18 protein-coding genes are annotated in these 26,045 nt (G+C 64.1%); 6 read left to right on the plus strand and 12 right to left on the minus strand.

Annotated features, from left to right (window positions below; translation table 11 throughout):
• Positions 1–133 precede the first annotated feature (133 nt).
• The 4 genes from aspT (at position 134) to HNS03_RS02440 (ending at position 5,842) form a co-directional block, all read left to right on the plus strand.
• Positions 134–1,822 (plus strand): aspartate-alanine antiporter, encoded by a 1,689-nt coding sequence (gene aspT / locus HNS03_RS02425; RefSeq protein WP_367192821.1) that lies wholly within the window; start codon positions 134–136, stop codon positions 1,820–1,822.
• 463 nt (positions 1,823–2,285) lie between these two features.
• Positions 2,286–3,647 (plus strand): H(+)/Cl(-) exchange transporter ClcA, encoded by a 1,362-nt coding sequence (gene clcA, locus HNS03_RS02430; RefSeq protein ID WP_367192823.1) that lies wholly within the window; start codon positions 2,286–2,288, stop codon positions 3,645–3,647.
• Between the two features lie 154 nt (positions 3,648–3,801).
• The gene (locus HNS03_RS02435) at positions 3,802–4,353 is read left to right on the plus strand and encodes a hypothetical protein (protein ID WP_367192824.1); all 552 of its coding nucleotides are present in this window, start codon (positions 3,802–3,804) and stop codon (positions 4,351–4,353) included.
• A gap of 64 nt (positions 4,354–4,417) precedes the next feature.
• Positions 4,418–5,842 carry an MFS transporter gene (locus HNS03_RS02440; RefSeq protein ID WP_367192826.1) on the plus strand — a complete coding sequence of 475 codons (1,425 nt, stop codon included), beginning with the start codon at positions 4,418–4,420 and terminating at the stop codon, positions 5,840–5,842.
• Positions 5,843–5,908: 66 nt separating this feature from the next.
• Here the strand turns inward: HNS03_RS02440 and HNS03_RS02445 are convergent, their stop codons facing one another.
• The 5 genes from HNS03_RS02445 to HNS03_RS02465 all read right to left on the minus strand — a co-directional run bounded on the left by HNS03_RS02445 (position 5,909) and on the right by HNS03_RS02465 (position 13,508).
• Complete coding sequence (locus HNS03_RS02445; protein WP_367192827.1) at positions 5,909–7,846, minus strand: TRAP transporter permease; 1,938 nt, start codon at positions 7,844–7,846, stop codon at positions 5,909–5,911.
• A 60-nt stretch (positions 7,847–7,906) separates the two neighbouring features.
• Entirely contained in the window at positions 7,907–9,031 is a 1,125-nt protein-coding gene (locus HNS03_RS02450; RefSeq protein WP_367192828.1) for a TAXI family TRAP transporter solute-binding subunit, read from the minus strand.
• A gap of 704 nt (positions 9,032–9,735) precedes the next feature.
• Positions 9,736–10,872, minus strand: coding sequence for a cupin domain-containing protein (locus HNS03_RS02455; RefSeq protein ID WP_367192830.1), 1,137 nt, complete (start codon positions 10,870–10,872; stop codon positions 9,736–9,738).
• Positions 10,873–10,976: 104 nt separating this feature from the next.
• On the minus strand, positions 10,977–11,672 hold the full coding sequence (locus HNS03_RS02460) for a YoaK family protein (RefSeq protein WP_367192832.1): 696 nt from the start codon (positions 11,670–11,672) through the stop codon (positions 10,977–10,979).
• A gap of 939 nt (positions 11,673–12,611) precedes the next feature.
• Complete coding sequence (locus tag HNS03_RS02465; protein WP_367192833.1) at positions 12,612–13,508, minus strand: LysR family transcriptional regulator; 897 nt, start codon at positions 13,506–13,508, stop codon at positions 12,612–12,614.
• Between the two features lie 200 nt (positions 13,509–13,708).
• On the opposite strand from HNS03_RS02465, the gene HNS03_RS02470 reads away from it, so the two are divergent.
• The gene (locus HNS03_RS02470; RefSeq protein WP_367192835.1) at positions 13,709–14,929 is read left to right on the plus strand and encodes an MFS transporter; all 1,221 of its coding nucleotides are present in this window, start codon (positions 13,709–13,711) and stop codon (positions 14,927–14,929) included.
• A gap of 189 nt (positions 14,930–15,118) precedes the next feature.
• Here HNS03_RS02470 and HNS03_RS02475 read toward each other — a convergent pair whose 3' ends face one another.
• The 4 genes from HNS03_RS02475 to HNS03_RS02490 form a co-directional block, all read right to left on the minus strand.
• Positions 15,119–16,855 (minus strand): ABC transporter ATP-binding protein, encoded by a 1,737-nt coding sequence (locus HNS03_RS02475; RefSeq protein WP_367192836.1) that lies wholly within the window; start codon positions 16,853–16,855, stop codon positions 15,119–15,121.
• A 54-nt stretch (positions 16,856–16,909) separates the two neighbouring features.
• Positions 16,910–18,898 (minus strand): Fe(3+)-hydroxamate ABC transporter permease FhuB, encoded by a 1,989-nt coding sequence (gene fhuB, locus HNS03_RS02480; RefSeq protein ID WP_367192838.1) that lies wholly within the window; start codon positions 18,896–18,898, stop codon positions 16,910–16,912.
• Complete coding sequence (locus HNS03_RS02485; protein WP_367192839.1) at positions 18,891–19,736, minus strand: iron-siderophore ABC transporter substrate-binding protein; 846 nt, start codon at positions 19,734–19,736, stop codon at positions 18,891–18,893. The genes fhuB and HNS03_RS02485 overlap by 8 nt, the downstream gene beginning before the upstream one ends.
• Before the next feature lie 134 nt (positions 19,737–19,870).
• On the minus strand, positions 19,871–22,018 hold the full coding sequence (locus HNS03_RS02490; RefSeq protein ID WP_367192841.1) for a TonB-dependent siderophore receptor: 2,148 nt from the start codon (positions 22,016–22,018) through the stop codon (positions 19,871–19,873).
• Positions 22,019–22,281: 263 nt separating this feature from the next.
• Here HNS03_RS02490 and HNS03_RS02495 point away from each other — a divergent pair, with 263 nt between their 5' ends.
• Positions 22,282–23,163, plus strand: coding sequence for a helix-turn-helix domain-containing protein (locus HNS03_RS02495; RefSeq protein WP_367192842.1), 882 nt, complete (start codon positions 22,282–22,284; stop codon positions 23,161–23,163).
• A 31-nt stretch (positions 23,164–23,194) separates the two neighbouring features.
• Here HNS03_RS02495 and HNS03_RS02500 read toward each other — a convergent pair whose 3' ends face one another.
• The 3 genes from HNS03_RS02500 to HNS03_RS02510 form a co-directional block, all read right to left on the minus strand.
• On the minus strand, positions 23,195–24,061 hold the full coding sequence (locus HNS03_RS02500; protein ID WP_367192844.1) for an ABC transporter substrate-binding protein: 867 nt from the start codon (positions 24,059–24,061) through the stop codon (positions 23,195–23,197).
• 92 nt (positions 24,062–24,153) lie between these two features.
• The gene (locus tag HNS03_RS02505) at positions 24,154–24,987 is read right to left on the minus strand and encodes an ABC transporter ATP-binding protein (protein WP_367192846.1); all 834 of its coding nucleotides are present in this window, start codon (positions 24,985–24,987) and stop codon (positions 24,154–24,156) included.
• 5 nt (positions 24,988–24,992) lie between these two features.
• Positions 24,993–26,045, minus strand: coding sequence for a FecCD family ABC transporter permease (locus HNS03_RS02510; RefSeq protein ID WP_367192847.1), 1,053 nt, complete (start codon positions 26,043–26,045; stop codon positions 24,993–24,995).

The raw sequence follows: 26,045 nt of genomic DNA on the forward strand, positions 1-26,045 counted from the left end.
GCCGCCTCGCTGGTCGCCGCCTCAACGCTGGCCTTCTCGCTCGGGAAAATGACCTCCCAAAACGCTCCCGACCGCGCCTCAGGACACTAACGCGGTGTGGTTTCCACTTCGCCTAGGAAAGGATTGAACCGACATGGTCGAGTGGTTGGTTTCCATCTTCCGAACGCACGTCGAGATCCCGCTGTTCCTGTGTCTTGCGATCGGGTATTTCGTCGGGAAATTGAAGGTTCGGGGGCTTTCGCTCGGAGACGTTACCGCGACACTGCTCGCCGGCCTGGTGATCGGCCAGCTGGGAATCACGGTTTCGCCGGACATCAAGACGGTCTTCTTCGTCCTGTTCTTGTTTTCCGTGGGCTACAGCGCGGGCCCTCAATTCGTGCGCGGGCTATTCTCCGGCGGAGCCTCACAGGCTGTGTTCGCCTGCGTGGTGTGCGGTTTGTGTCTGGGATCGGTTCTTCTCGTCGCCTGGCTTGCCGGCACCAATCTGGGCACGACGGCCGGGCTGTTTGCCGGTGCCACCACCACGTCGTCCGCGTTGGGTCTGTCGACCACGGCCATCGACCGGCTAAATCTGTCGCCTGAGGCCATGAATGCCGTTTCGCAACTGATGCCCGCCGCGTTCGCCGTCAGCTACATCGTAGGCACTTTTGGATCCGTGCTGATCCTCGGGATCATCGGTCCGGCCGTCATGCGGATCGATCTGGCGGCCGCCTGCCGGGCCTATGCGGAACGGATGGGCGGAACCAGCGATCCCAGCGGACGGGGCACGGCCTGGCACCAATATGTGGCGCGTGCGTACCGGATCGAGGCCGACTCGCCGCTGGCGGGCAAGACGTCGGCCGAGATCGAAGCCATGTTTCCGCAGTATCGCCTGTTCGTGGTGCGGCTGCGCCGCGCCAGCGAGATCATCGAAGCGACCTCCGCCACGGTCATTCAAGGCGGAGATGTCGTCGCGATTTCCGGGACCCGCAGCACGCTCCTGGATGTGGTCGGGCATGTGTTTACGGAAGTCGACGATCCGGAGCTTCTGCGTGTCCCCGTCGAAGGCACGGACATCTTGATCACCTCCAGGCAGCTCGTGGGCAAGTCGCTGGCACAGCTTGCTCATCTTCCGGAAGCAAGAGGCATCTTTCTTACCCAGATCCACAGGGGTGCCATGGCGGTGAGTATCCCGATCCTGCCGGCCACCACGCTGTATCGCGGCGATATCCTGACCGTGGTCGGACGACCGGCGGACATCTCCGCCGCCGCGCGCAAGTTCGGCTATGCGGATCGGGAAACGGACAGAGCCGACGTCTCTTTCATCGGAATCGCCATTGCGGCGGGCGCCATCCTCGGTTCGTTGACCTGGAAAGTCGGCGAGGTGCCGTTGACCCTTTCTACGGCGGGCGGTGTCTTGCTCGTCGGCCTGTTGCTCGGCTGGCTCAGATCCGTCCGGCCGGCCTTCGGCCGCGTTCCGAGGGCGACCGGCTGGTTCATGAACTCCGTCGGTCTGAACATGTTCATCGCCGTCATCGGGCTATCGGCAGGGCCGGGAGTCTTACACGGATTGCAGGAACTCGGCTTCGCCTTTGTCCTCTGGAGCGTGGTTGCGACGTCCGTGCCGCTGTTCGCGGCGATCCTGATCGGCCGCTATCTCTTCCGGTTCGACGATGCGATCTTGTTCGGCTGTTGCGCGGGCGCGCGCAGCGGGTCGGCGGCACTCAGCATGGTGCTGGATCGCGCCGAAAGCCAGGTCCCCGCGCTGGGCTATTCGGTTGCCTACGCCACGTCGTCGACGATTCTCACCCTGTTTGGCATGGTGATCGTTCTTCTTTCTTGATTTTCGACGTCGATCCGGGCGATCGCCAATTTAGAGCTCTTCTTGAGACGATCCGGGCCAATGCGCTTTTGCCAAATTGCCATTTCGCTATTGTTCGATAGCAAGAGTAGTATTGTTTCACCTAAATGTTGGCGATTCCCAGAATAATTTTCAGTTTTCGGCCTCGTTTTATTCGACAGGTGGGGTCCGGCGGAATAAAGTGACGCGACAGAATGGCTGAAACGCTGACCCAAGACTCATAGATGTGTCGAACATGTCCCGGCGCAGATTTTTTACGAAGCGGGTGAACGCGCGCGCCTGCCGATGCCCGATCCCGCCCCGCCTGCGCATGCCCCTTGCTTGACCGAGCTCACCAACCCGCAACCGGCTAGCAACAGCCGGTCGGCGCATTCGCGGCTGGCGACGTCTTGGCGAGACACCTCGCGTCCCGCCCTCAGCGAACGGAAGAAAGGCACCCTCGTCCATGGATCCGAGCCATGCCGACAGCGGTCGGCGCAGCGATCTGCCTTATTATGTCATCGCGATTTTGGTGGGCGCGATCACGGGTGTGATCGGCGCGGTCCTTCATCTCATCGTTGATGCGGCGCTCCATTGGCCGGCCGCTCTGCGTGCCTCGGTCGAAGTCGGGGACCTCGGGCTCCTTCTGATCTCCGGCGGCATCGCGGCAAGCCTCGGCGTCGTCGCCGTCGTCCTGGTGCGCAATTTCGCGCCGGAGGCGGGCGGTTCGGGCGTGCAGGAAATCGAGGGGACGTTGGAGGGGCTGCGCGCGGTGCATTGGCGTCGGGTGTTGCCCGTCAAGTTCTTTGGCAGCCTCTGCTCTCTCGGCGCCGGCTTCGTGACCGGCCGCGAAGGGCCGACGATCCACATGGGCGCTTCCGTCGCCCAGGCTTGCGCCGAAAAGCTGAAATTCGACACCCACGACAGTCGCGGTCTTCTGGCCGCTGGCGCGGCCGCCGGGCTCGCTTCCGCCTTCAACGCGCCGCTGGCTGCCATCCTTTTCGTGATCGAGGAGACCCGCCGGCAGTTTCCTTACAGCCTGAAAACCTACACGGCCGTGATGATCGCCTCGGTCACGAGCGGCCTGGTCACGGAGATGATCACCGGCCGGCGCCCGTTCATGTTCATCACGGTGCCGGAGCTGCCGCTCTCCCTGCTGCCGGCCTTCGTGGGGCTCGGCCTCCTCCTCGGCGTGGTGGGATTGCTCTTCAATCGCTGCCTGATCGGCAGCATGGACATCGCCGCCGCCGTCGGCCGGCGCTCCAACTATTATGTCGTGCCGGCTGTTGTGGGCTTTGTGATCGGCATTCTTCTCATCGTTCGGCCGGAGGCGACGATGGGGGGCGAGAACCTGGCCGTCTCGCTCATGACGGAGAACCTGCCGCTCGCGACCATGGCCCTCATCGTCGTCGTGCGCTTCATCATGACGATGGCGAGCTATTCCACCAATGTGCCGGGCGGCATTTTCGCGCCCATCCTGGCGCTCGCCACTGCCATCGGCGTGCTCTACGGCCTTGTCCTCGACGTCTTCTTCGAGCTGCCGGCGGGAGCCTTCGCGGCGTTCGCGATCGCGGCCATGGGAGGACTGTTCTCGTCCACCGTGCGTGCGCCGCTCGTCGGGGTGGTCCTGATCGCGGAGCTGACCGGAGCCTATTCGGTGCTGGTGCCGGCGATCATCACCTGCCTGCTTGCCAACGTCGTTGCCGATGCGCTGGGCGGCAAGCCGATCTACGAGGTGCTGCTAGATCGCACGCTCCACCTCGCCGGAACGCCGCGCCCCCCGGAAGACCGGATCGAGCGCACTATGGGGGGATGGGATGCGCGCTGAGAAAGACGGCGTCCCCGCCGGCAAACCGGCGCCCTCGTCGCCCGCACACGCTCTCGCTTCCTGTCTGAACCCAGGTCGGGCCGTGGCGCAGCCCGCGCGGTGACCGTCAACAAGTCCGAAGACGCGAAACCCGAGACACGGATACCGACCAGCGATGGAACCTTTCACGCAAACCGGAGCAGGGCACGCGCGACCCCATGGGATCTGGGGCTTTCTCCTGCGAGAGCTGCCCTATCTCGCGATCCTGCTCCTCATGCTTGCCGGCGTCGGCTACGCGACCTTCAACATGCAGCCGATGGGGGCCTATTGGGATTTCGTGGCCGTCTGCAATTGCGTGGCCTGCATCTATGTCGGCTGGCACTACGCGGCCGACCGCAAGGAGCGTTTCCGGCTCGTGGGGACGCAGATCCTGCACTGGGGGGCCTTTCTCACCATCATGATTCTGCTCTACCTGCCGACGGTGCAGTCCGACGCCGCGTCCGACATAACGGGGCTTTTCGTGATGCTGCTGCTTGCGCTCGGCACGTTCGTCGCAGGCGTTCACACCCTGTCCTGGCGCATGGCGCTTAACGGCGTGATCCTCGCGCTGTTCGTCCCGGTTGTCGCCTGGGTCGACCGGTTGGCCTTTGTGCTTCTCTTCGCGGCGGTCGCGGTCCTCGTCATCGGGCTCTTCGCCTTCCTGTGGCACCGCAGCCAGCGCGCCTGACGGCGGCCCGCCGGCGCATCTTTCCCACACGCGTGTTTTGAAGCGTTTCAGCCAGAGGGCTACTATGGCTCAAGCGAACCGATGGCTCATCCTCGCTGCGATGACGGGCTCCCTCTCCATGGTGCTGACGGATCAGACCGTGGTCGCCGTCGCGTTGCCGACGATTACGGACGATCTTCACCTGGATGCCTCGGGGCAGACGTGGATCGTCAACGCCTATCTCCTGGCGATGGCGGCGTTCGTCGCCATTGGTGGTCGGCTGGGGGACAAGCTCGGCGGCGTGACCCTGTTTCGCTTCGGCGTTCTCGTATTCTTTCTGGCGTCGGCGGCTTGCGGATTTGCGCCCGAGAACGCTTGGGGCGAGGCCTGGATGATCGGCTTCCGCGGCGTTCAGGGCATCGGTGCGGCGCTGATGATGCCGGTGACGGGCGCCATTGTCCTCAGCGTGTTCGACAAGAGCCTGGCTGGCCGGGCAATGGCCGTCTATAGCGGTATCGGTCAGATCTTCCTCGCGCTCGGGCCGCTGCTGGGCGGTTTTCTGACGGAGTTCGTGAGCTGGCGCGCGGTGTTCTGGCTGAATGTCCCGCTGGGCGTTCTGGCGCTCGTCCTCGTCTCGATCGCACGGCCGCCCAATTTCGGCGATCGCGCAGTGCCGATCTCCGTGCGCAATGCGTGCCTGCTCGTGATCGGCATCGCGGGCGTCATTCTGGCGCTGCAGCAAGGCTCGGTTTGGGGGTGGACAAGCCCGGCGACGCTCTGCAGCGGCGCGATTGGCGCCGCCTGCGTCGCAGCCTTCGTCGTCCTGTCGCTGCGTTTCCACCCGCCGTTGATCGATTTGCGGATGCTCACTCAGCGTGCGTTTTCGGCCGACCTGTTCGTCGCCTTCATCCTGCGCTTCACGATCCTGCCGATCTCGCTCTACTTTGCCATGTATCTGCAGGACATCCTGAAGATGGGCGCGACGCGGGCGGGCATCGCCATGCTGCCGATGGTGGCGGCTCAGGTGGTCGGCTCGCAGATCGGCGGGTGGACCTACGACCGGTACGGGGTGCGCGTTCCAACCCTCCTCGGCATGATGCTGGCCACAGCGTCCCTTTTCTATCTCGCCTTCGCGCTGACGGAGCTTCAGTACGGTCTCCTCGTTCCCGCGTTGGTATGCGTGGGGTTCGCCTTCGGCATCACGATTTCCGGTCCGGGAACGGATGCCCTGGAGCAGGAGCCGAACGAGAAGCGCAACCAGGCGTCCGGCCTGCTGCTCACCGCGCGGCAGCTTGGCGGCACGCTTGGCGTCGCGCTGGTCGGAGCGGTGGTTCTGGGCGTCGATCCGCTCGCAACGCGCGATCCGGTGCCGCAAGCGGGCGCGGAGGCAGTCGCGGCGGGAGTGGGCTTCGTTGCGGCGGTCTTCTTCATCGCGCTCGTCGTGGCTGCGATCTTCCTGCCACACGAGAAGGGCTCTCCGCGACGCAAGAAGGCAGGGGCTGACGGGTAGGCCTTCGCCGCATGATCGGGCGCGTTGTCCCGCTCGCCCGGGATGGAGCGATCCCGGGCGCCGCGGTTACGGAGTGGCGAATGGACGCCGGAAAAAACGCAGCCAGCCGTAGACGAGTACCACCAGGGCCGTGCCGGCGGCATCGCTGGCCAGACCAGGATAAATGAGCGCGAGGGCTGCGATCGCGAGAAGGGCGCGCGCCCACCGATCGATCGGCCCGCAGGAGTAGAGATAGCCTTCGGAGACGGAGGCGAGCAGCCAGACGGCCATCATCGCGGTGGTGACGGAAAGGGCGACCTGCGGCCAATTCCCTTCCAGGATGAGCGCCGGGTTCAGCACGAACACGAAGGGCAGGACGAACAGCACCGCCCCCAGCCGCATGGAGGCGAGCCCGGAGCGCCAAGCGTTCGCGCCGGCAAGGTTCGCCGCTGTGATGGAGGCGAGCGCCACCGGCGGGGTAATGTAGGACAGCATGCCCCAGTAGAGGATGAAGAGATGGCTGCCGACCTTGTTGAGCCCGCTCCCGACCAGCGCTGGCGCAAGCAGGATCGATAGGAAAATATAGCAGGCGGAGACCGTCATCCCCATGCCCAGCACGAAGCTCGCCACCGCTCCCGCCAAGAGCAGCATGGGTACCGAGTTGCCGGCGTAAAGCAGCAGCTCGCGCGCGAAGGCGCCTGCCACCCCGCTATAGGTCAAGCCGCCGACGACGAGCCCGATGCCGGCAAGCATGGAGACGAGCTTCGCGGTGGAGACCGTGAGCTCCATCAAAAGTTCGCCGGCCCGACGCAGATTGAAACGATCCTTGCCCTTTTTGAGGAGCGCGACGGCAATCAGCAGCGCCGAGGCATAGTAGGGCGCGTAGGTCTCCAGCCGCAGGACAAGCAGCATGTAGACCAGCAGGACCAGGCTGAGGAGATAGGGCCAGCCGCTCTTCAGGGTGTTGCGCAGCTTGGGAAGCTCTTCGCGAGGCAGACCCTCCAGCCCTTTGCTGGCCGCGTAGGTGTCCACCTGCAGCAAGAGTGCGACATAGAACAGGAAGGCCGGAAAGAAGGCCGCTACCGCGATCGTCGCGTAGGACACCGACAGGAACGAGGCCATGATGAAGGCGACCGCGCCCATCACCGGAGGCATCAGGGTTCCGCCCGTCGAGGCACAGGCCTCCACGGCGGCGGCGTAGTGTTTCGGGTAGCCCGACCGCTTCATCATGCCGACCGTGATCGGTCCGGTGGTGAGGATGTTCGTCACCACGCTGCCGGAGAGACTGCCCATCAGCCCGCTCGACAGGACCGCGACCTTGGCGGGACCGCCACGCGTGGAGCCCAAAAGCGCAACCGCCAGATCCATGAAGAAGCGGGCACCGCCGGTGACGATCAGCGTCGAGCCGAACAGCACGAAGCCGATGATCAGATTAGCCACCACCTGCATCGGAATGCCGATGATGCTCTCCACGCCCATGACGTGGGCACGGATCGTTTCGCCGAAGCTGTAGGCCGTTCCCCAGAGAAAGCCGGGCATGACGCCGGCGAAAAGCGGATAGGCGCCGAAGATCAATGCGACGCAGAGGAGAGCGGCGCCCGCGCTCCGCCGAACCCCTTCCAGCACCACGACGAGCATCGCGCTGGAAATCATGGTTGCCTGGAGCGGCGCTTCGTAGTCCCAGCCCAGCCGGATGATGTCGAGCCCGTGGACCCCAAGCCAGGTGCCGGAGCCAAGGGCGACCAACGCCAGCAGCCAGTCATAGAACGGCACGTGCCGGGCATCGGCCTTGCGGGCGGGAAGGATCAGGAAGGTCGCGGCCAGGTAGAGCCCGACCAAGTAATAGAGGAACGCGTTGCCCACCGGCATGAAGCCGAACACTTGCAGCCGGAACACCTGGTTCACGGTGAGCAGGAAGGCGGCCGCGCCCAGCGCGAGCACCGCCCAGAAAGGCACCCCGCACAGGCGTGGGTTGATGTCGGCGGCGAGCGGAATATCGGCCGGCTTGAGGTCTTCTGAATCCATAATCTATCTCGGTAAGGAAGCGGGCGGACGCAGCCCCAAGAGCCGCAGCGGCATCACGGATCAGAAGTTGGCGAGAAGCTCGGAGCGCTTGGCCATCCAACCTTCGACGAACGGCTCCCGGTCGAGCTTCTCGTTCGCCGCCTTGTATGTGATCCAGGCGTCTTTGAGGGTGTTCAGTCGGGCGAGCCGGGCGTCGTTCCAGGACTGGTGCTGGTCGTTCCAGACCCCGATTTCCCGAAGATAGCGGATCGCACCGTTGTGAAACGGGGCGTCAATTGGCGGCGTGCCAGCACCGTCGAGGGACCAGCGCTCGGTGACCGTGGTGGCGTTCTCGTAGAGGCCGAAGGTTTCGTCCAGCGCCTTGGTGAGCGCGTAGACCACGTCGTCGTCCATTTCCGCCCGCACGACGATGATCGGGTAGCGCAGGCCGACGATCTGGACCGGATTGTCCTCGCTGAGGCCCGCTCCGGAGGTCTCGTAAAAGGGAGAGAAGAACGGGGCGACCTTGGTCAGCTGCTCCCAGCCCTCCGTGTTTTCCGCCGGTACCGACAGCCACTTGATCCCGCGCCGCGAGGCTTCGAGCTCGTACATGGCGCTCGAGGTGGTGGCGCCGCAGGTGGCGTCCGCCTCGCCGGAATTGAGCGAGGACTGGGAGGAGGAGTAGGTTGGGAAGTAGACCGGCTCGATGTCGTCCAGCGACAGGCCGGCAAAGGCGAGAAGCGCGGCGCACTTCACGTTGATGGACGCGTTGCCCACCGTCAGGGCGAGGCGCCTGCCTTTCATGTCGGCGATCGTGTCGATGCCGGACTCCTGGGTGGTGACCATGGCGATCGAGCCGGGCCGGCCGGCAATGGTCCGCAAATCTTGCGGTCCCCATTTCGGGTTCGCGAAATCTTCCACGCCCTCGGTGGCGAAAAATGTCTCCGTCGCGAGAAAGCCGACACTGGCGCGGCCATTCAGCAAGGGTTGCAGCCGGCCGATGCTCGAGCCGGACGGCTGGATGCGTACGCGGGTTCCGTATTTCCGACCGAAGGCGTCGGCGATCGCCGATGCCTCGGTGTAGCCTTGGGAGCCGGCATCGTAGGACGTCCACGTCATCCGTTTGGGAAGGTCTTGAGCCCTGGCCGCCGGCGCAAGCGCCAGCAAGACGAACAATCCGATGCCGCCCCCCGATAGAAATCTCATGCGTGCCTCCCTCTATTGGACGTTATTTCTTGGCCGTTTCGGTGCCGGTTCGCACGAGATCTCGGCGCGCTTGAACCGGAGCAAAACGGTGTCGTCTCCAGATTTTTCGTCTCCGTCCTGCCCTCGACCCGGTCATACCGGCAATTGTCGCCGTCCTGCCGTGAATGACGTCGGGAGCATGGGAAACGGAAGCGCGGGTTCTATTTCCCCAATAGGCCATAGGCAATGGCGCTCTACTGGAAATCGCCGTTCGCCGGCGCTCGTCTCCATCGCGGACATAAGATATTCCCCCACCATTGGGTCTCTAAGGCGAAACCCCTCAATTCTCAATGAATGGCGAGATGTCCGGCGACGTCAACGTCCCCGAAGTTGAGCGCGACGGGGTGGCGCCTCTTTGGGACGGCGCGGGGATGGGCGAGGGGGGGAGCTGCACTGCCAAGACGTGGTGGCCGGCGCACGCGGGCTTGCTCGGTGGAATCAAGCCTGGAGGGGGCGTCGCCGGAGGCGGGGTGCAACGCACGCAAGGTGCGGGAACCGGTGCCTTGTTGGGGACACGGCTGTCACAGGAGGGCCCTGTGCCGTTTCCTTCTTTGCCGAGGCGGCGTTTCGCCCTTCGGCATCATCGGCATCGTTGCCAATGCCTGTCGTTCGTTAGAAGACCGGCCCCTGAAGGGGCCGGTCGAACCGTGGTCGTCGGTGTTGCCTTATTTGACGACGGGGCAATGAGTGCGGCGCAGCGCCTTCATCAACCGATCGTCGACGTCGAGATGGCCCTGCACGATCGCCGCGGGGGTCAATGCCAACCACTGGTTCAGCGAAATGTCGCGGTAGGCGCCCTTGTTGAAGACGTTGAGAACCCGAACCGGCTCGTCGCCCGTGTTTTCGATATAATGGGCGAGGTTCTTCGGCACATAGCCGACGTCACCAGGACCGTAGTCGAAAGTCCGCGCATTGCTGACGGCGTTGAAGACCGTCATTCGCGCCTGGCCGGAGAGATAATACTGAATTTCGTCAGCGTCCGGATGCCAGTGGATCTCGCGCATGCCGCCGGGCTCGATGTCGATCATCAACATGGCCATCGGTGTGATGTCGAAGTTGTTGGAATCGATGATCTTGGTTGCGCCGCCCGGCCACTTGCTTTCCGGCACCTCGCCGCCGCGGAACACATATTTGCCGGTCATGTTGCCGGCACCCAGCTCTTCGCGAACCTGCTCGATCGGGGCGGGCACAGGCTGACGGAAAATATATTTCTCCGACGCCGGAATGGTGTCGAAGGCGGCCTCCGGAATGCCGAAATTCTTGGCCAGCACCTCGCGTGGCATGTGGGCGAAGAGCTCAGTGACCAGCAGCGTCTCGTTTTCGGAGAAATTGCCGTCATTGAAGACCAGCACGAACTCGGTGCCTTCCTCGAGGCCCTGGATGGCGTGCGGAAATCCGGCGGGGGCGAGCCACAGATCGCCGGGCTCGAGGTCCTCGACCAGCGTCTCGCGGTTCTCGTCGACGAGGTAGAAGCGAACGCGGCCCTGGGTGACGTAGGCCCATTCGGCTTCCTTGTGCCAGTGGAGCTCGCGAATGACGCCCGGGCCAAGGCGCATGTTGACGATGGCGAGTTCCTTCAGCGTCGGACATTCGCGCAGCGTGACCTCGCGCGCCCAGCCTCCGTCCTCAAGGCGGTTATGAGCCATCGCGAACGGGAATTTCAGGTTCGGGATGCCGCCATTGTCCGTCGCCGGCGGCATGAAGATGTTGGGGTTCATCTTGTCGAGGGCGACATTGCGCGGACCGGGATCGTCGGCTCCTCGGCTGCCGCGAATGGGCTGTGGGGCGTTCTGGTCAGTCATGTCAGTTCCTTTGGCTCGAAGTATCGGGATTTTCCGGCGGGCTTTTCCGCCGGAGACGGCAATCGCGCTGGCGGCAAGGGCCGCCGGCGCGGGCGGGCTACGGGTTAAGCGAAGGTCCCACCGGGAAGCGGATCGACGCGCTCGCCCTCCTTGGTGTCGCCAAGGGCGATGAAGAACAGGATGAGGGCGATCAGCGCCGGCATGATCAGGGCGCCGGCGACGATGATCTGGTCGACGAAGAAACCGATGGCACCACCACCCGCAAATCCAAGCAGGATGAGGAAGAAAATGCCCGACCACATCAGGTTCGGCTCGTTGTTGATCCCCTTCTTGCTGAAGAAAGACTGGATCAGGAAGTTAAAGGCCATTTGCACGACGAAGGTCACGGCTACGTTGCCGTAAAGCATGCCGTGATCCTTGTGGTAGGCATTGCCCTGCATGCCCGCCACGAAGCTGACGGCATAGGCGATCAGGTGCGGTTCATAGCCGCCCATCCATACCACCACGACGAGCGCGGCCAGGATCAGAAATTCGATGAACAGAATGGTGGTGGTGAGCACTTTGTGGCGCCGGAGCAGGCCCGACATGATCGCGCCGCAAATCGCCGAGCCAAGTCCGAAGCAAATAACCGACAGGAAAGGGAAGGTAAATTTCTCCCAATCACCCTGAATAAGCCAGTAACCGCTTTGCACCACGTTGCCGGACTGAACCGTCGCGAACGTCTGAGCATTTTCCAAAGTCCAGGCGTTCATGGATCCGGCCATGAACGCCAAAAGAAAGCCGACCAAAGGTCTTCCCATCAAGGGGAACCGTACGGCTTCGGGATGAGCTGGAACTTGCTTGTAAGACATTTGACGCACCCTTGCGCTTTTGGACCACCGGGGGCTGCACGGACGATCCGGTACTGCGACGCGTATCGGGAATGACCGGAACAGCGATTTTCAATGGAATCGATCGGGTTGGGGGCGATCGGATTTCATATATCGGGACTTAGAGGAGCGGCGGTGCGCCGTTTGCTTCGACTAAGCTTTCGATCAGCAAGTCGAATCGTGCGTACCCGGCTTGTGGCTACCGGACCGAACGGTTCAGTCGACGAGTCTGCGGAGAGCAGGGAGTGTGCGGCCGGGATACGGAATGCATCGCAAGGCCGGATGGGCATCAGCTCTTGCTGGGAGGCCGCGTTGGCGTTTTTGGCGTTCGGAGCACCCGGAAGGCACCGAGAGAGCCGCGCGCACCGAATAGGGCCGAGGAAAAAGCGCCGTTTAGACCTGGTCCCTCTGAGCAGAGCGGACCCGTTACGTTGGATGTATTCAAGCATAGCGACCCAGCTCGGAAACTCTTTCCGGCTAATCTATGTCGCGCGTTGATTTTTACTCAAATACAATTTCCGTATAGCGTAATATTGAAAATAATATCGATGATAGTTTGAGGGAAAATAAATGAGAAATATTTCATCCGTAGATCGAAATTGTCAAATGTGAACATGTTAGAGATATTCTTATTTTAGAGCCGTCTTATGTTGCTTCGTCAAGTCGGCTTCGGGTGTTTTCTCGCGAGCATTGATGTCGTCGGCAGGCGGGCGGCGACGAGGCGCCCGTGGAACGCCGTCGAAGGGGGCATCCTGAATCTGCGGCGTTCGGGCGCAAATTCCGGAGTAGGCGGGTCAAAATGGAGGATTGGCACCGAGGCCTGTCCGGTTGGGCTCGGTGTCCTGCAGACGCGGCTGTGAGCCGATCGATCTACGAGAGGTGACCGGAGAATAGCGTCTCCGCCATATGGTCGACGAAAACGCGCAGTTTCGGCGATAGATGTCGGCTCGACGGCCAAAGGATGCGGAAGGTGCCACCACGTTGGACGGCCTCATCGAGGACGCTTACCAGCGTTCCTGCGGCAAGCCGGTCGACAACCGCGAAATCCGGCAGGTAAGCGACGCCAATGCCGCGTTCGGCCATGGAGAGCAAAGGTTCGATGGCGCTTGAAACGGCTGTCCTCGGTATGTCTCCAAGCGCCGCTCCCGCCTCATCGAAGAGCCCCCATTTTTCCAGCTTGCCGGTGCTGGGATAGCGGTGGTGCAGGCAGCGATGGTGCACAAGATCGACAGGTTCCCGGGGAATGCCGTACTCGGCGAAATAGTCCGGCGCGCCAACCAGCTTGTACCGGAAGGTACCCAGCGTTCGCGTCATCAACCTTGAATCGCCGGCCTCGCCGGTGCGAATGACCGCGTCGAAGCCCTCCTCGATCACATCGACCAGGCGGTCGGTGAAGTCGAGGTCCAGCTCAATGTCCGGCCAAGCCCGCATGAAGGCGGACAGGGTCGGCATCATCAGCATGCCAACCAGGGGCAGGCTGACCTTCAGCACGCCACTCGGATGGCCTCGGGTCTGAGAAAGCTCCAGCTCGGCCGCTTCGATTTCGCAGAAGATGCGGCGGCAGCGCTCCAGGAACAGGCTGCCTTCCGGCGTGAGCGTGATGGCGCGCGTCGAACGGTGAAACAGTCGAACGCCAAGGCGTTCTTCCAGCCGCGCCACAGCCTTGCCGACAGCAGAGGACGACACGCCGAGCTGGCGACCGACCGCCGTGAAGCTGCGGGCTTCCGCAGCCTGAACGAAGACGTTGAGCGCGCCGAGGCTATCCATGGGAACCGACATAACATCGGACATATTAGTCCGAAGTGATCGGAATTGCAGCCTGTGTTTCATGAATGAGCCGCATGCCAACTTCCGGATCCGAACACGGTTCAAAAGAGGTTTCCCATGATCCCAGTCGCTCGTTCGATGCACCTTCCGCGCGCCGCCGCCGAGACATGTAAGGCGCATTTGAGCCCGGACGGTGGTCGATGACCGGGGAGAGAGAGCCTCGCATTGGGGGTTCAGACGCCCGTGCCACGTTGGAGGCAGCCGATCGTTTACCTTGGGGCGGCCTGCTCGCGCTTTCCATGGCGGCCTTCATCACCATCTTGACCGAGGCTCTGCCGGCGGGGCTCTTGCCCCGGATCGGCACCGGCCTCGATGTATCGGAAGCGGCGGCCGGACAGCTCGTGACGGTCTATGCCGTTGGCTCGCTCGTGGCTGCAATCCCACTCGTAACGGTCACGCAAGGGGTGCGGCGGCGTCCGCTTCTTCTTGCTGCGATCGCCGGATTTTGGGTCGCGAACACGATCACGGCCGTTTCAGGCAGCTATGGGCTGACGCTGGTTGCGCGCTTCGTGGCCGGCGTGTCGGCGGGCCTGCTCTGGGCGCTTGCCGCCGGCTATGCCGCGCGCATGGCGCCTGAGCATTTGAAGGGGAGGGCGATCGCGGTCGCCATGGCCGGAACGCCGTTGGCACTGTCGCTCGGGGTGCCGGCGGGAACGTTCCTCGGCGGAGCCATCGGCTGGCGTGCCTGTTTCGGCCTGATCAGCGGGTTGACCATTGTTCTGGTTTTCTGGGTGTTGGCCAAGGTGCCGGACTTTGCCGGCGAGCCCGCAGGCGGACGCAGGTCACTGAAACGCGTCTTCACGTTGCCCGGCATGCGTCCGGTGCTTTTCGTCGTGCTCAGCTTCGTGCTCGCCCACAACATTCTCTATACCTATGTCGCGCCTTTTCTCGAAGCCGCGGGCATGATTGAGCGGACTGACGTCGTCCTCCTGGTGTTCGGAGTGGCGTCGCTCGTCAGCATCTGGATTGTCGGCGTCCTGATCGATCGCCACCTGCGGGAGCTGACCCTCATCAGCATCGCCCTCTTCGCGCTCTCTTCGGCCGCGCTTTGGATCTGGAGCGACGTTCCGCCGGTCATCTACGGCGCGGCAGGGGTGTGGGGCCTGGCGTTCGGCGGCTGCGCAACGCTGTTTCAGACGGCGAGCGCCAAGACCGCCGGCCCGGCGGCAGACCTTGCCCAGTCGATGTTGGTGACGGTCTGGAACGCCGCGATCGCCGGTGGCGGCCTCCTCGGCGGCGTGCTGCTCGATCAGTTCGGCATCGGCGCGTTTGCCCCAAGCCTTCTGATCCTGCTCGCCGCCTCCTTCGCTGTCACTCTCAACGCGCGCCCGCATGGCTTTCCAAGCGGCTGCCCGGCCTGACTGGTTGGTCCGGAGGCAGCGCGTCAGCCATGTGCGCCAACAAATGACGGGGGGCAGTATTAACCAAGGCGATGAGCTAAGGATTTGAAATATCTAATATTAAAATCTAGCTGTCGATCATGTTCCGAAAGCGTAAACTACGTCTTCGAGTAGGGGGCACGCGGCGGCTTGCCGACCGAATGGTGCCTCCTACTGCGCTTTCTCCATATGTGCGAATTGGGTGTCGTGGAGCCGCCGATAGAGACCGTCGGCCCCAAGGAGGTCGCGATGGCGGCCTTCCTCGGCGATGCCGTCGCGCGTGACGACGACGATCCGATCGGCATCGCGGATCGTGGCGAGGCGGTGGGCAATCATCAGCGTGGTCCGACCTTCGGCGAGAGCGGCAAGAGAGGCTTGGATTGCCCGCTCGGTCTCCGTGTCGAGCGCCGATGTGGCCTCGTCGAGGATCAGGATCGGCGGATCCTTCAGGAAGATGCGGGCGATCGCGAGCCGCTGTTTCTGGCCGCCGGACAGCTTCACGCCGCGTTCGCCGATGATGGTGTCGAGCCCGTCGGGAAGCTGGTTCACAAGGTCGTCCAGCCGCGCCTTGGTCACCGCTTGTCGTATATCGTCCTCGGAGGCCCCGAGCCGACCGTAGGCAATGTTGTCCCGAATCGTTCCGGCGAACAGGAACACGTCCTGCTGGACGATGCCGATCTGGCTGCGTAGGTCGCGCAGCCGCAGGTTCCGGATGTCTGTGCCGTCGATCGTGATGCGGCCGGCGCTCGGCTCGTAGAAGCGGGGCAGCAGCGAGCAGATCGTCGTTTTGCCGGCACCGGAGGGACCCACGAACGCCACCGTCTCGCCGGAGCGGATGGTCAGATCGATGTCGGTCAAAACCGGCGCGCCGCTGGCGTAGGCGAAGCCGACCTTCTCATAGCGGATTTCCCGGAAGGTCTCGGGAAAGGCGGCAGCGGAGGGATGGTCGACGATGTCGGGCTCGGTCTTCAGAAGCTCCAGATAGGAGCGGAAGCCGGCGATGCCCTTGGGATAGATCTCGATGATGGCGGCCATCTTCTCGATCGGACGGAAGAAGACGTTGATCAGCAGCAGGAAACTGACGAACCCGCCGTTGGTCAGGTCCCCGTGCAGGACCAGCCAGGTCCCGGCAACCATGATCACGACCTGTGTCAGCCGCATGCCGAAATAGCTGATGGCGGTCGACGCGGCCATCATCTTATAGGCGGCAAGCTTGGTCTCCCGGTAGCAGGCATTGTCGTGGGCGAAGAGCGCGCGCTCATGGTCCTCGTTGGCGAAGGCCTGGACGACGCGCATGCCGCCGACATTTTCTTCCAACCGCGCGTTGAAGGCGCCGACCCGAGAGAACAGGCTGCGGAAATTCTGCGTCATGCGGGCGCCGTAATGGGTGGTGAGCCACGCCGTGATCGGGACGATCGCCCCGGTGACGAGCGCAAGCGGCGTATTGATCGTCAGCATTAGCACGAACGCGCCGACGAAGGTCATCACCGCGATGAAGGCGTCCTCCGGCCCGTGATGGGCGACCTCGCCTACTTCTTCCAGGTCTTTGGTGACCTTGCCGACCAGATGGCCGGTCTTCTGGTTGTCGTAGAAGGAGAAGGAGAGCTTCTGCAGATGGTCGAAGGCGCGCCGGCGCATCTCGGTCTCGATGTTGATGCCGAGCATATGGCCCCAATAGGTAACCACCGACATCAGCCCCGTGTTCAGAATGTAGACGGACAGCAGTCCGAGGGCTGCCAGCACGATCACGCCCCAATCGCCGGCAGGCAGCAGATGATCGACGAACATCATCACGGCCATCGGAAAGCCCAGCTCCAGCAGCCCGGACAGCACCGCGCAGGAGAAATCGAGCAAAAACAGCCGCTTGTAGGGCAGGTAGTAGGCGAAGAACTGTTTGATGACGTCCATTGAAAATCCAGGATCGTTTTCTTGCGGGCTTTGCTCGGCGGCGAACCGTTTTCGTCACCCGCCGGTGCGACGCAGGAGCCAGATTAGATAGGACCCACCGACCACGGCGGCGAGCAGACCGGCCGGGATCTGATAGGGGAACGCAATCGTTCGTCCAAGCCAGTCGACGAGGATCATGAGTTCGGCACCGATCAATGCCGATGCGACGAGTTGGTGCGTGCCGCGGGCAAAGCCGGACAGGCGGGCCAAATGCGGTCCGATGAGTCCGACCAGGCTGAGAGGGCCGACGATGAGCGAGGCGATCGCCGCCATCAGAGCGGCGGCGAAGGCGAGGGTAATCCGGCTCGTGCGTACGGCAAGACCGAGCGATCGGCCGACGTCGTCGCCGAGCGGCAGGATGTCGAGCCACCTGCCAGCCAGCGTCAGCGGCGCGATGAAGGCGACTGCCGCTGCGAGCGCAGCCGCTGCCGGCCCGATCCCGAAGCGGTCCGTCGAGCCGGACATCCAGGTGAGCAGTATGAAAACGTTCGGCGCCCCGGTCGCGAACACGGCGCTCAGGATCGCCAGGCTGAGCGCTCCGATGGCAATGCCGGCGAGAAGCAGGTGCTCGGGCCGCAAGCCGACGGATGCGGATATGGCCAGAATGGCAAGCACTGCGGCGATCGCGCCGGCCGTGCATCCCGCCATCATCATCGTCAAGCCGGGGGAGGCGGTTAGCAGAAGGACGGCGGCAAGCCCGACGCCAGCCCCGGCGCCGACGCCGAGTACCTCCGGCCCGGCGAGCGGATTTCCGGTCAGTCGTTGCATCAGCGTTCCCGCGGCGGCGAGGAGGGCGCCCGCCGCGGCTGCCGCCAGCATACGCGGTGCCCGGAACGGCAGTAGGTCGGCAAAGAGCTGGCCATGGGCAAGCTGCCAGCCGCCGTAGTCGCGGCCGAAACTGAGAGACAGGAGAACCAGCGGAACGGCGGCAAACGCCAGCCACCCAATCGTTTGCCAGGGCGCCCTCCGGCGACGAACCGAGACCTGCATTTGGGCACCGATGGGTCGGTCGTCGACCCTCAGCCGGGGGAGAAGCCACAATAGCAACGGTCCGCCGAGCAGGCCCGTCGCCGCGCCGGTCGGCATCAGTTCGCCATCGCTGATGCTGGCAACCTGCACCATTCCATCGGCAAGCCACAGGGTGAGCGCACCGATAACCGGTGCGGCCGCGAGCATCTGGCGTGGCGAGCGGGCACCGCTCAGGCGGGCGAGCGCAGGGGCGGCGAGACCGACAAAGCCGATGATGCCAACCTCGGCGGTGACGCTTGCCGCCAACCAGACGGCGAGGGCGATCAGCACCAGGCGGGTACCGGTGATCGCGAGTCCCAGGCTGCGCGCGCTCGCGTCGTCGAGGGCGAGCAGCGCCAGCGGCCGCAGGAGCAGCAACGCGGCGCCCAACCCCAACACGAGGCGGACGGCGAGCGTGATAGCTGCGTCCCAGCTCTGCTGCTGCAGCGAGCCTGCGCCCCAGACGAACAGCGACAGCACATAGTCGCCGTTCGCGAGCACCAGCGCGGCGCTGAATGCGGACGCCATCAGCGAGATGGTCATTCCGGATAGGACAACCATCACCGGCTCGAGGCCGCGCTTCCAGCCGATCACGAGCACGAGTCCAACGGCAGCCAGTCCTCCGGCGAAAGCGATCAGTTCGCGGGGGACGGCGGCAAGGACGGATCCCCAGACCGTTGCGGCAGTCAAGGCAAGTTGGGCACCCGAGGCAATCCCGAGCGTGGACGGATCGGCGATCGGATTGCGCAGCACGCGCTGCAGCAGCGCACCGGCGAGGCCGAGGGCCGCCCCGGCGAGAAGCGCGGTCGCCGCTCTTGGCACAATACTCTGCCAAAGCAGGATTTGGTCCAGGGTTTGGCTCGTGGAAGGGGGGCCCGGCAGTGTCGGTCGGTCGGCAACGGTGAGTGCGAAGAAGGCGGCTGCGATGAGCGCCAGCAGTCCCCACATGGTCGCCGTGGTCGTCGGCGCCGGACGCCTCAACGCAAGCTCAGCCAAGTCCGCGCTCCCGGCCGAGATCGGTAAGCGCATTGGCGAGCAATTCGGCAAACCGCAATGCGGCGGGCAAGGCGCCGAATGGATTGATCGGCGCCAACGTCAGCACCCGTCCGTCTCGGACGCTCGGCAGAGCCGTCCAGAATGCACTTTCGGATAGGATTCGACGCGCATCGGGCGGGATCGGCGGGATCACCACGATCCAGGCGTTCTCGATGCCGGCGAGCGCCTCCAGCCCGACGGGAGCCGTCGCTGAGTACCGGGTGCGCTGCCGCCAGGCGTTGGTCAGTCCGAGCCGTTCGATCACGCCGCCAAACATGGAATCGGCACCGAAGACGCGAAAATGGCGTGGATCCCCCAGATTGATCGGAATAACGGGTTCGCCCGAATACCCGGCAAGCCGGTCCCGCAGCCGCGCGATGTGCGCGTGCGTCTCATCGACGAGTGCCTGGCCGGCGCTCCGGCGGCCCGTGCCTGCCCCGATCGTCAGCGCGGCGCGTTCCGCAGCCTCGAAGGGCGAGATGTCGAGGTCGTAGACCGAAACGCTTTCGACCGGAGCCACCAGTCGCAGCTTCGGCTCGGCCCAGGTGTAGTAGTTGGACGAGAAAATCAGATCCGGAGAGGCCAGCATCAGCGCCTCGTAGTTCGGGCTACCGCGCAGGCCTATGTCCGCGACCCTCTCCGGGACCATAGGCTCGACCGACACGCGTCGAAACAGGATCAATTCCGCCGCGGCGACGGGAACGATCCCGATCGCCAGAAGGGTTTCCAGCACCGCCCAGTCGATCGTCGCGATCCGCGGCTCATTGGCTCGGGCGAAGCCAGCCGAGGCACATGCCATGGCTCCGCCCAGGAACGCTCGCCGCGACATTGGTCCGATAGCAGGGCCCGTCATCCGGCTACCGCTACGCCGCGTCGACATGAGCCGGGATCTCCTTCCATCGGGAACGGCCCGAAACGCGGGCCGCGTCCGTGTCACCATTCGTAGGTCAGGCGCCCGATGATCGTCCGGCCATCGCCGTAGTAGCAGCCGAACGAGGTGCAGGTCGCGACGAAGGTCTCATCGGTGATGTTGTTGATATTGAGGGATCCCTTGAAGTTGCCCCGCTCATAGTGAAGGGCGGCGTCGAACAACGTGTTCGACGGCAACAGATTGGCGTTGGAGTCCAGATCGTAGCGGCTGCCCACAAATCGCACACCACCGCCGAAGCCGAGACCTTCCAACTTTCCGGTCTGGACCGTGTAGTCGAGCCAGGCGTTGGCCATGTGCTCGGGCACGTTCGCTGGACGGTTGCCGGCGTTGTCGCCCTCCGTGATCTCCGCATCGGTATAGGTGTAGTTGACGAGCAGGTTGAGCCCCTGCGCCAGGCTCGCGGTGCCGGAGAGTTCGACACCCTGAACGTGGACCTCACCGTTCTGGACGGTCTGGCTGACACCGTTGATCACCTCAGACGAGGTCACGTTCTTCTGCTTCAGATCGTAGGCGGCGGCCGTGAACAGGCCGTTGAAGAAGGTCGGCTCGTACTTGATGCCGACCTCGTACTGCTCGCCGGTCGAGGGGTCGAACGGTGCACCGCCGAGGGCGACTGGCATGTTGCCGATCACCGGTTCGAACGAAGTCGCATAGCTAACATAGGGTGCGAGCCCAATGTCGAACTCGTAGCTGAGGCCCGCCCGTGTGGAGAAGGCGCTGTCGGATTGGAGCTGGCGGGTTTCAGTGGCGCCGGAGGTCGTCGTGGAATCGATCCGCGTCCAATCGTGACGCAATCCAAGCGTCAGCAGCCACCGGTCGAGGCGAATTTGGTCCTGACCGTACAAGCCGAACTGCGACAGCGTCCCGTCCACATCCGAGCTGTACCAAGCGCCGCCGGGGATCGTCTGCCCGTATTGCGGATTGCGCAGATCGATCGACGGCGCGTTGCCGAACTCCGTCAACGTGTCGACCCGGTGTGCCCGGATGTCGAGACCGGCCAGAACCTCATGGGTCAGCTGTCCGGTCGCGAACCCGTACTGGAGCTGGTTGTCCATCGTGAAGGTGCCGAGATCTTCGGTGTTGTATGAAGACCCCCGGTTCGCCACGAATGGGTCGGATGCGCTGAGACCGGAGTAGTAGAGGTTCTGATAGTCCCAATCGAGCCAGAGATAGCGAGCGTTCTGCCGGAAGGTAAGCTCGTTCTGGAAGGTGTGCTCGAACTCATAGCCGATGCTCGCCAGCGTGCGGTCGGAGCTGTCGAAGTCCGGGTCGCCGATATAGAGGCTGCGTGGTGCCCGGTAGCCGTTGGTGGTCTCCAGCGTGTATTCGAGCGGAAGACCGACCGGAGAGTCGGAGACGTCGTACTGGATGTTAGCCATTATCGTCAGCGAGGTAACGGCGGACGGGGCCCAGGTGAGCGCCGGCGCCAGGAAATACCGGTCGTCGTCGACATGGTCCATCTGGGTACCGCCGTTCCGGACGAGGCCGGTGAGCCGGTAGGCGAGATCGCTGCGGCCAGCGACCGGGCCCCCTACGTCGAAGCTGCCGGTATAGCGGTCGTCGGTCTGTGCCTCGGCGTTGATCTCGCCGAACGCTTCGAAGACCGGACGTTTGCTGACCAGGTTGACCATGCCGCCGGGATTGCCCTGTCCGTAGAGGACGGAGGAGGGTCCGCGCAGCACTTCGATGCGCTCCATTCCGTAGGGCTCGATCGAGGTCGCGCCGAGCTCGCGAATGATCTTGAGGCCGTTGAGAAACTGGCTGTTGGCGGCTGAGAAGCCGCGAATGTACGGCGTGTCGAAGCGCGCATCGTTTCCAAACGGTTCGGAGAAGACGCCGGCGGTGTAGTCCAGCGCCTCGCCGAGATTCTCTGCCGCGCGGGCCTCGATCTGGTCGGCGGTGATCACCGACAGCGACTGGGGGATTTCGAGCACCGGTGTCGCCGTCTTCGAACCGGTCAGCGTGACATCGGCGACATAGCCCTCCACCGGCGCCGTTGCCGCCCGCGTGCCCGTTGCCCCCTCGACATTGATCGTGGAGAGCCGGACGGCCGAATTGTCCGCGGACTGGGCGACCGCCAGCGCCGGAGCCAAGCACATGGACACCACGCTCCACGCCACTGTAGTCCGCAGCCGACTTTTCAAATGCATGAACGCCTCCGTATTTCCACAGACCTCGCGATCAAATTTCAGAATTATTCAAATATAAATTCTCGAAGTTCGATCGATCGGGGTTGGAGACGTCATATCGATACGCGAACGATTCAGATTGTTCACTTCTGCCATGGATTGAATAGTTTTGCGATGATATTGCGACACTGCATCCTGCCGCTTTCGTTTGGCGGCTCGCATGCATTTGCTTCAGCGCAAGGATGCAGATGCAGCGTCTCGCTGCACCAGCCGGAGTTTGCACGATGACGTTTCAGCCGGGCATGACGTCGACCCTCGAGGGAATCACCGTCCTGGAGGATTTGTGCTGGCGACGCTGGAATGGCGTGATTGCCGATGTTTGGCATGCCGCCTGTGCGCCCGGTGCCAGCGGCGAGTACGTCTCCCGCAATGCTCGTTTGTTCGTGCTTTTGGAGAATGAAGGCGCCGGCTTCAACGTGCGCAGCAGCCCGCGCGGGCCCGATCTTCCGCCGCCGGACGGTCCGACCCACATCAGCTACGTTCCGGCGGGCGTTCCTCTTTGGTCGCGGACGGAGCGCCCCCGGCGGGTACGTCATCTCGACCTGCATTTCGATGTGCCGACGCTCAGCCAGCGGCTTGGCGAGGAGCTGGATGCGGAGCGTTTGGACACGCCGAACCTGATGTTCTTCGACGAGAGGCTTTTCGCCCTCGCCAAGCTGATCGCTGCCGAATGCACGAGCCCCGAGGCCCATCACGACCTTTACGGCGACGGACTTACCTTGGCGCTGTTCGTCGATTTGATGCGGCTCGGCCGCAGGATGCCTTCCGCACAACCAAAGCTCGCCCATTGGCAGCTTCGGCGGGCGCAGGACTTCATGGAGGCGAACGCCCTTCGCAACATTCGCCTTCAGGAACTCGCCGCCCTGACGGAGCTGTCGCAATCCTATTTCAGCCGGGCGTTCAAAGCGGCGACTGGCATGCCACCCTACCAGTGGCACATGACGGCGCGGATCCGGAAGGTCCAGGAGCTTCTTCGGCAAAATGACCTTCCGCTCACGGAGATCGCTTTGATGGCGGGCTTCTCCGATCAGGCGCACTTCACTCGAGTTTTCCGCCGGGTTGCCGGCACCACGCCCGCCGCCTGGCGTCGCGCGCATCGGAATTGAAGCTCTTTCTACCGGGTCGAGGGAGGGGGGCTCACTCAACAGCTTCCCCCATGCGGCCGGGGAGTTGCTCCAGCACGAACTCGATGGACAGGGGGGTCTGGAACCAGATGGCCGCGCTCAAAGCGGGATCGTCGATCCAGACGGAGCGATCCTCCAGGTGCACCTTCAGCGTGCGGTAGAGATCCATCTTCTCCACCTCTTTTCGCTTGCCGTTCGGCCACAGGAGCATGTCGACGTCGAGAAGCGGCGCCTGCTCGAGGCTGAGCCGGATCCAACCGGCCGCATCGGCTCGGGCCTCTAGATCGGCGGGAAAGCGGAAGCCGAGCTCCCTCAGGAATCGGACGGCCGGTGTGTGGCTGCCCCACAGCGTGAACTGACCCGATCTGAGGTCGGCAACCGCCGCGCTTTTTCCCGCAAACTCGGGGTGACGGCGCCGGATCTCTGCGAATTTCGCTTCGATGCTGCGAACAATCGTGTCCGTCTCGGCCGTTCCGCCCGAGGTCGCCTGGTCGAGGAGCCGCAGTCGGGCCTGCCAGGGCGCCCCCCAGGCGGGATATCCGGCCGGCGCGGCGATGACGGGAGCGATCCGGGAGAGCTTTTCGTAGGTTGGCCGATCGAGGGCTCCGTAGGCGGACACGATCAGATCCGGTTCAAGCGCGAGCACCCATTCCACGTCGATTGCCGGGCCACGCAGGACCGCCGGCTCCGCGCCGAGGGCCCGGCGCTCGTCCTCGGCCCAGGGCCATGTGGCGAACGGCTGGCGACCCCACCATTCTCTCACGCCGACGGGTGCGTGACCGAGCGCGTACAGGAAATCCTGGTCGGTGTAGCCGAGCGCGACGATCCGCTTCGGCGGCTGCGGAATGGTCGTTTCGCCCAGCGCATGCCGGATCCTCACGGGAAACCCATCCGCCCGTGCCGGAAACGCGAGGACGCAAACGGCGACGGCGAGACCCGCAAGAAGAAGCAGCGAACGAAGGGCGTGCGCAATCATCGCCGCCCCCGTGCCCGTGCTTCGACGCGGGCCGACGGCGTCCCAGGGACGATTAGGGGGCTGTGGGAAATAGGATCCTCGAGAATCACGCAGGAGAGGCCGAAGACGCGTTCCACCAGATCCGCCGTGACGATCTCGCGCGGAGCGCCCTTGGCCACGATTCGTCCCTCGCACATGGCCACCAGATGCGTGGCATAGCGGCAGGCCTGGTTGAGGTCGTGGAGGACGGCGACGATCGTTCGGCCTTCGTTGCTGTTGAGGACGGCAAGCAGCTCCATGAGCTCGATCTGGTGCGCGATGTCGAGGAAGCTGGTCGGCTCGTCCAGCAGCAGGAACTCCGTCTCCTGAGCGAGCACCATTGCAAGCCAGACACGCTGGCGCTGGCCGCCGGAGAGCTCGTCCATTCTACGGTGCGACAGGTTGGCAACGTCGGTGGCATCCATCGCGCGTACGACAGCTCGCTCGTCCGACGATGTCCATTGGCGGAGGAGCGACTGGTGCGGATGGCGCCCGCGAGCGACCAGATCGGCCACCCGGATTCCGTCCGGGGAGATCGGCATCTGCGGCAACAGGCCGAGCCGCCTGGCGACGTCTCTGGTCGGAAGGTCTGCGATCGAGCGGCCGTCGAGCACGACCGTTCCGCGCTGCGGCTTCAACAGCCTCGCGAGCCCGCGCAGGGCGGTCGACTTGCCCGACGCATTGGCGCCGACGATGACGGTCAGAGAGCGGGCTGGAATGGCGAGGTCGAGCCGGTCGACGACTGTCTTGTCACCGTAGCCGAATGCAGCGTCGCGCGCGGCAAGGCTGGAAGGGGTCGATTGGTCCACCATGCCGCCTACCGCCCGGTTTCGCGCAGAAGCAGCCAAACGAAATAGAGCCCGCCGAGCGGCAACGTGATCAGGCCGGCGGGAAGCTGGGTCGGCGCGAAGGCGTGGTGGGCCGTATAGTCCGCCGCCGCAAGCAGGAGCCCTCCCATCGCGGCGGCCGATGCGATGGACAGGTGGGGGGAGCCGGTGAAGCGCCGTGCAAGCTGGGGGGCTGCGAGGGCGACGAAGCTGATCGGACCTGCGGTTGCCGTCACGAGCGCGGTGAGCCCCACTCCGACGAAGACCAGGAGGAGCCTCGTCCGTTCGGTCCGAACGCCGCTTGCGCAGGCCAGGTCGTCGCCGAGTTCCAGTTGCCGCATCGATCGCGACAGGGCCAGCGCCCAGGCGAGCAGAACCGCTTCGAGCGCTGCCGTTGCGCCGAGTGCCGCCGTATCGATGCCGTTCAGGGAGCCGGCGCCCCAGAACGCGGCCGAAGCGGCGACCTCGAGCCGCGCGCCGGCCAGCATCCAGGTATTGAGCGAGGCGAGGATAGCGCCGACCGCAATCCCGATGACGATGAGGCCAACTCCGCCGGTCCCGCGGGAGAGGAGATAGACGCAGGCGGCGGTCGCCAGCCCGCCGAGAAAGGCGCAGCCCCCTACCAGGGCGGGCCCGGCGCCGAGGAGGAGCATTGCGGCCAATGCCCCGGCGTAGGCGCCGGCGTCGAAGCCCACCACATCTGGGCTGCCGAGGGGATTGCGGGTCAGAGACTGGAAGATCGCGCCGCTGGCACCCAGCGACGCTCCGAGGAAAAGGGCGGCCGCGATCCGCGGCAGGCGCCATTCGAGTACCACCATATGCACCCGCTCGTCGGCCGTGCCGCCTATGAGGTTGGCGAGGTCGTCGGCCGTGATCGGGTAGGCACCGCTGAGGAGGCCGGCGCCTGCGACGGCCAGTGCGGCAGCCAGGATCGCAAGGCTCCATCCAACCGCTCGCAGGTCGATCCGCTGTGCGAACCGTCCGCTGAACACGCGCAGCCGCAGCATTGGCCGACCGAAGTCGATTGGGTCGATGGCGCCCAT

The sequence above is a fragment of the Amorphus sp. 3PC139-8 genome (assembly GCF_040750475.1).
GTDB lineage: Bacteria > Pseudomonadota > Alphaproteobacteria > Rhizobiales > Amorphaceae > Amorphus.

What these genes read in the sequence shown, in the direction of transcription:
- aspT (WP_367192821.1), top strand. Translation starts at nt 134, where the DNA reads ATGGTCGAGTGGTTGGTTTCCATCTTCCGAACGCACGTCGAGATCCCG.
- clcA (WP_367192823.1), top strand. Translation starts at nt 2,286, where the DNA reads ATGGATCCGAGCCATGCCGACAGCGGTCGGCGCAGCGATCTGCCTTAT.
- HNS03_RS02435 (WP_367192824.1), top strand. Translation starts at nt 3,802, where the DNA reads ATGGAACCTTTCACGCAAACCGGAGCAGGGCACGCGCGACCCCATGGG.
- HNS03_RS02440 (WP_367192826.1), top strand. Translation starts at nt 4,418, where the DNA reads ATGGCTCAAGCGAACCGATGGCTCATCCTCGCTGCGATGACGGGCTCC.
- HNS03_RS02445 (WP_367192827.1), bottom strand. Translation starts at nt 7,846, where the DNA reads ATGGATTCAGAAGACCTCAAGCCGGCCGATATTCCGCTCGCCGCCGAC.
- HNS03_RS02450 (WP_367192828.1), bottom strand. Translation starts at nt 9,031, where the DNA reads ATGAGATTTCTATCGGGGGGCGGCATCGGATTGTTCGTCTTGCTGGCG.
- HNS03_RS02455 (WP_367192830.1), bottom strand. Translation starts at nt 10,872, where the DNA reads ATGACTGACCAGAACGCCCCACAGCCCATTCGCGGCAGCCGAGGAGCC.
- HNS03_RS02460 (WP_367192832.1), bottom strand. Translation starts at nt 11,672, where the DNA reads ATGGGAAGACCTTTGGTCGGCTTTCTTTTGGCGTTCATGGCCGGATCC.
- HNS03_RS02465 (WP_367192833.1), bottom strand. Translation starts at nt 13,508, where the DNA reads ATGGATAGCCTCGGCGCGCTCAACGTCTTCGTTCAGGCTGCGGAAGCC.
- HNS03_RS02470 (WP_367192835.1), top strand. Translation starts at nt 13,709, where the DNA reads ATGACCGGGGAGAGAGAGCCTCGCATTGGGGGTTCAGACGCCCGTGCC.
- HNS03_RS02475 (WP_367192836.1), bottom strand. Translation starts at nt 16,855, where the DNA reads ATGGACGTCATCAAACAGTTCTTCGCCTACTACCTGCCCTACAAGCGG.
- HNS03_RS02485 (WP_367192839.1), bottom strand. Translation starts at nt 19,736, where the DNA reads ATGGCATGTGCCTCGGCTGGCTTCGCCCGAGCCAATGAGCCGCGGATC.
- HNS03_RS02490 (WP_367192841.1), bottom strand. Translation starts at nt 22,018, where the DNA reads ATGCATTTGAAAAGTCGGCTGCGGACTACAGTGGCGTGGAGCGTGGTG.
- HNS03_RS02495 (WP_367192842.1), top strand. Translation starts at nt 22,282, where the DNA reads ATGACGTTTCAGCCGGGCATGACGTCGACCCTCGAGGGAATCACCGTC.
- HNS03_RS02505 (WP_367192846.1), bottom strand. Translation starts at nt 24,987, where the DNA reads ATGGTGGACCAATCGACCCCTTCCAGCCTTGCCGCGCGCGACGCTGCA.
- HNS03_RS02510 (WP_367192847.1), bottom strand. Translation starts at nt 26,045, where the DNA reads ATGGGCGCCATCGACCCAATCGACTTCGGTCGGCCAATGCTGCGGCTG.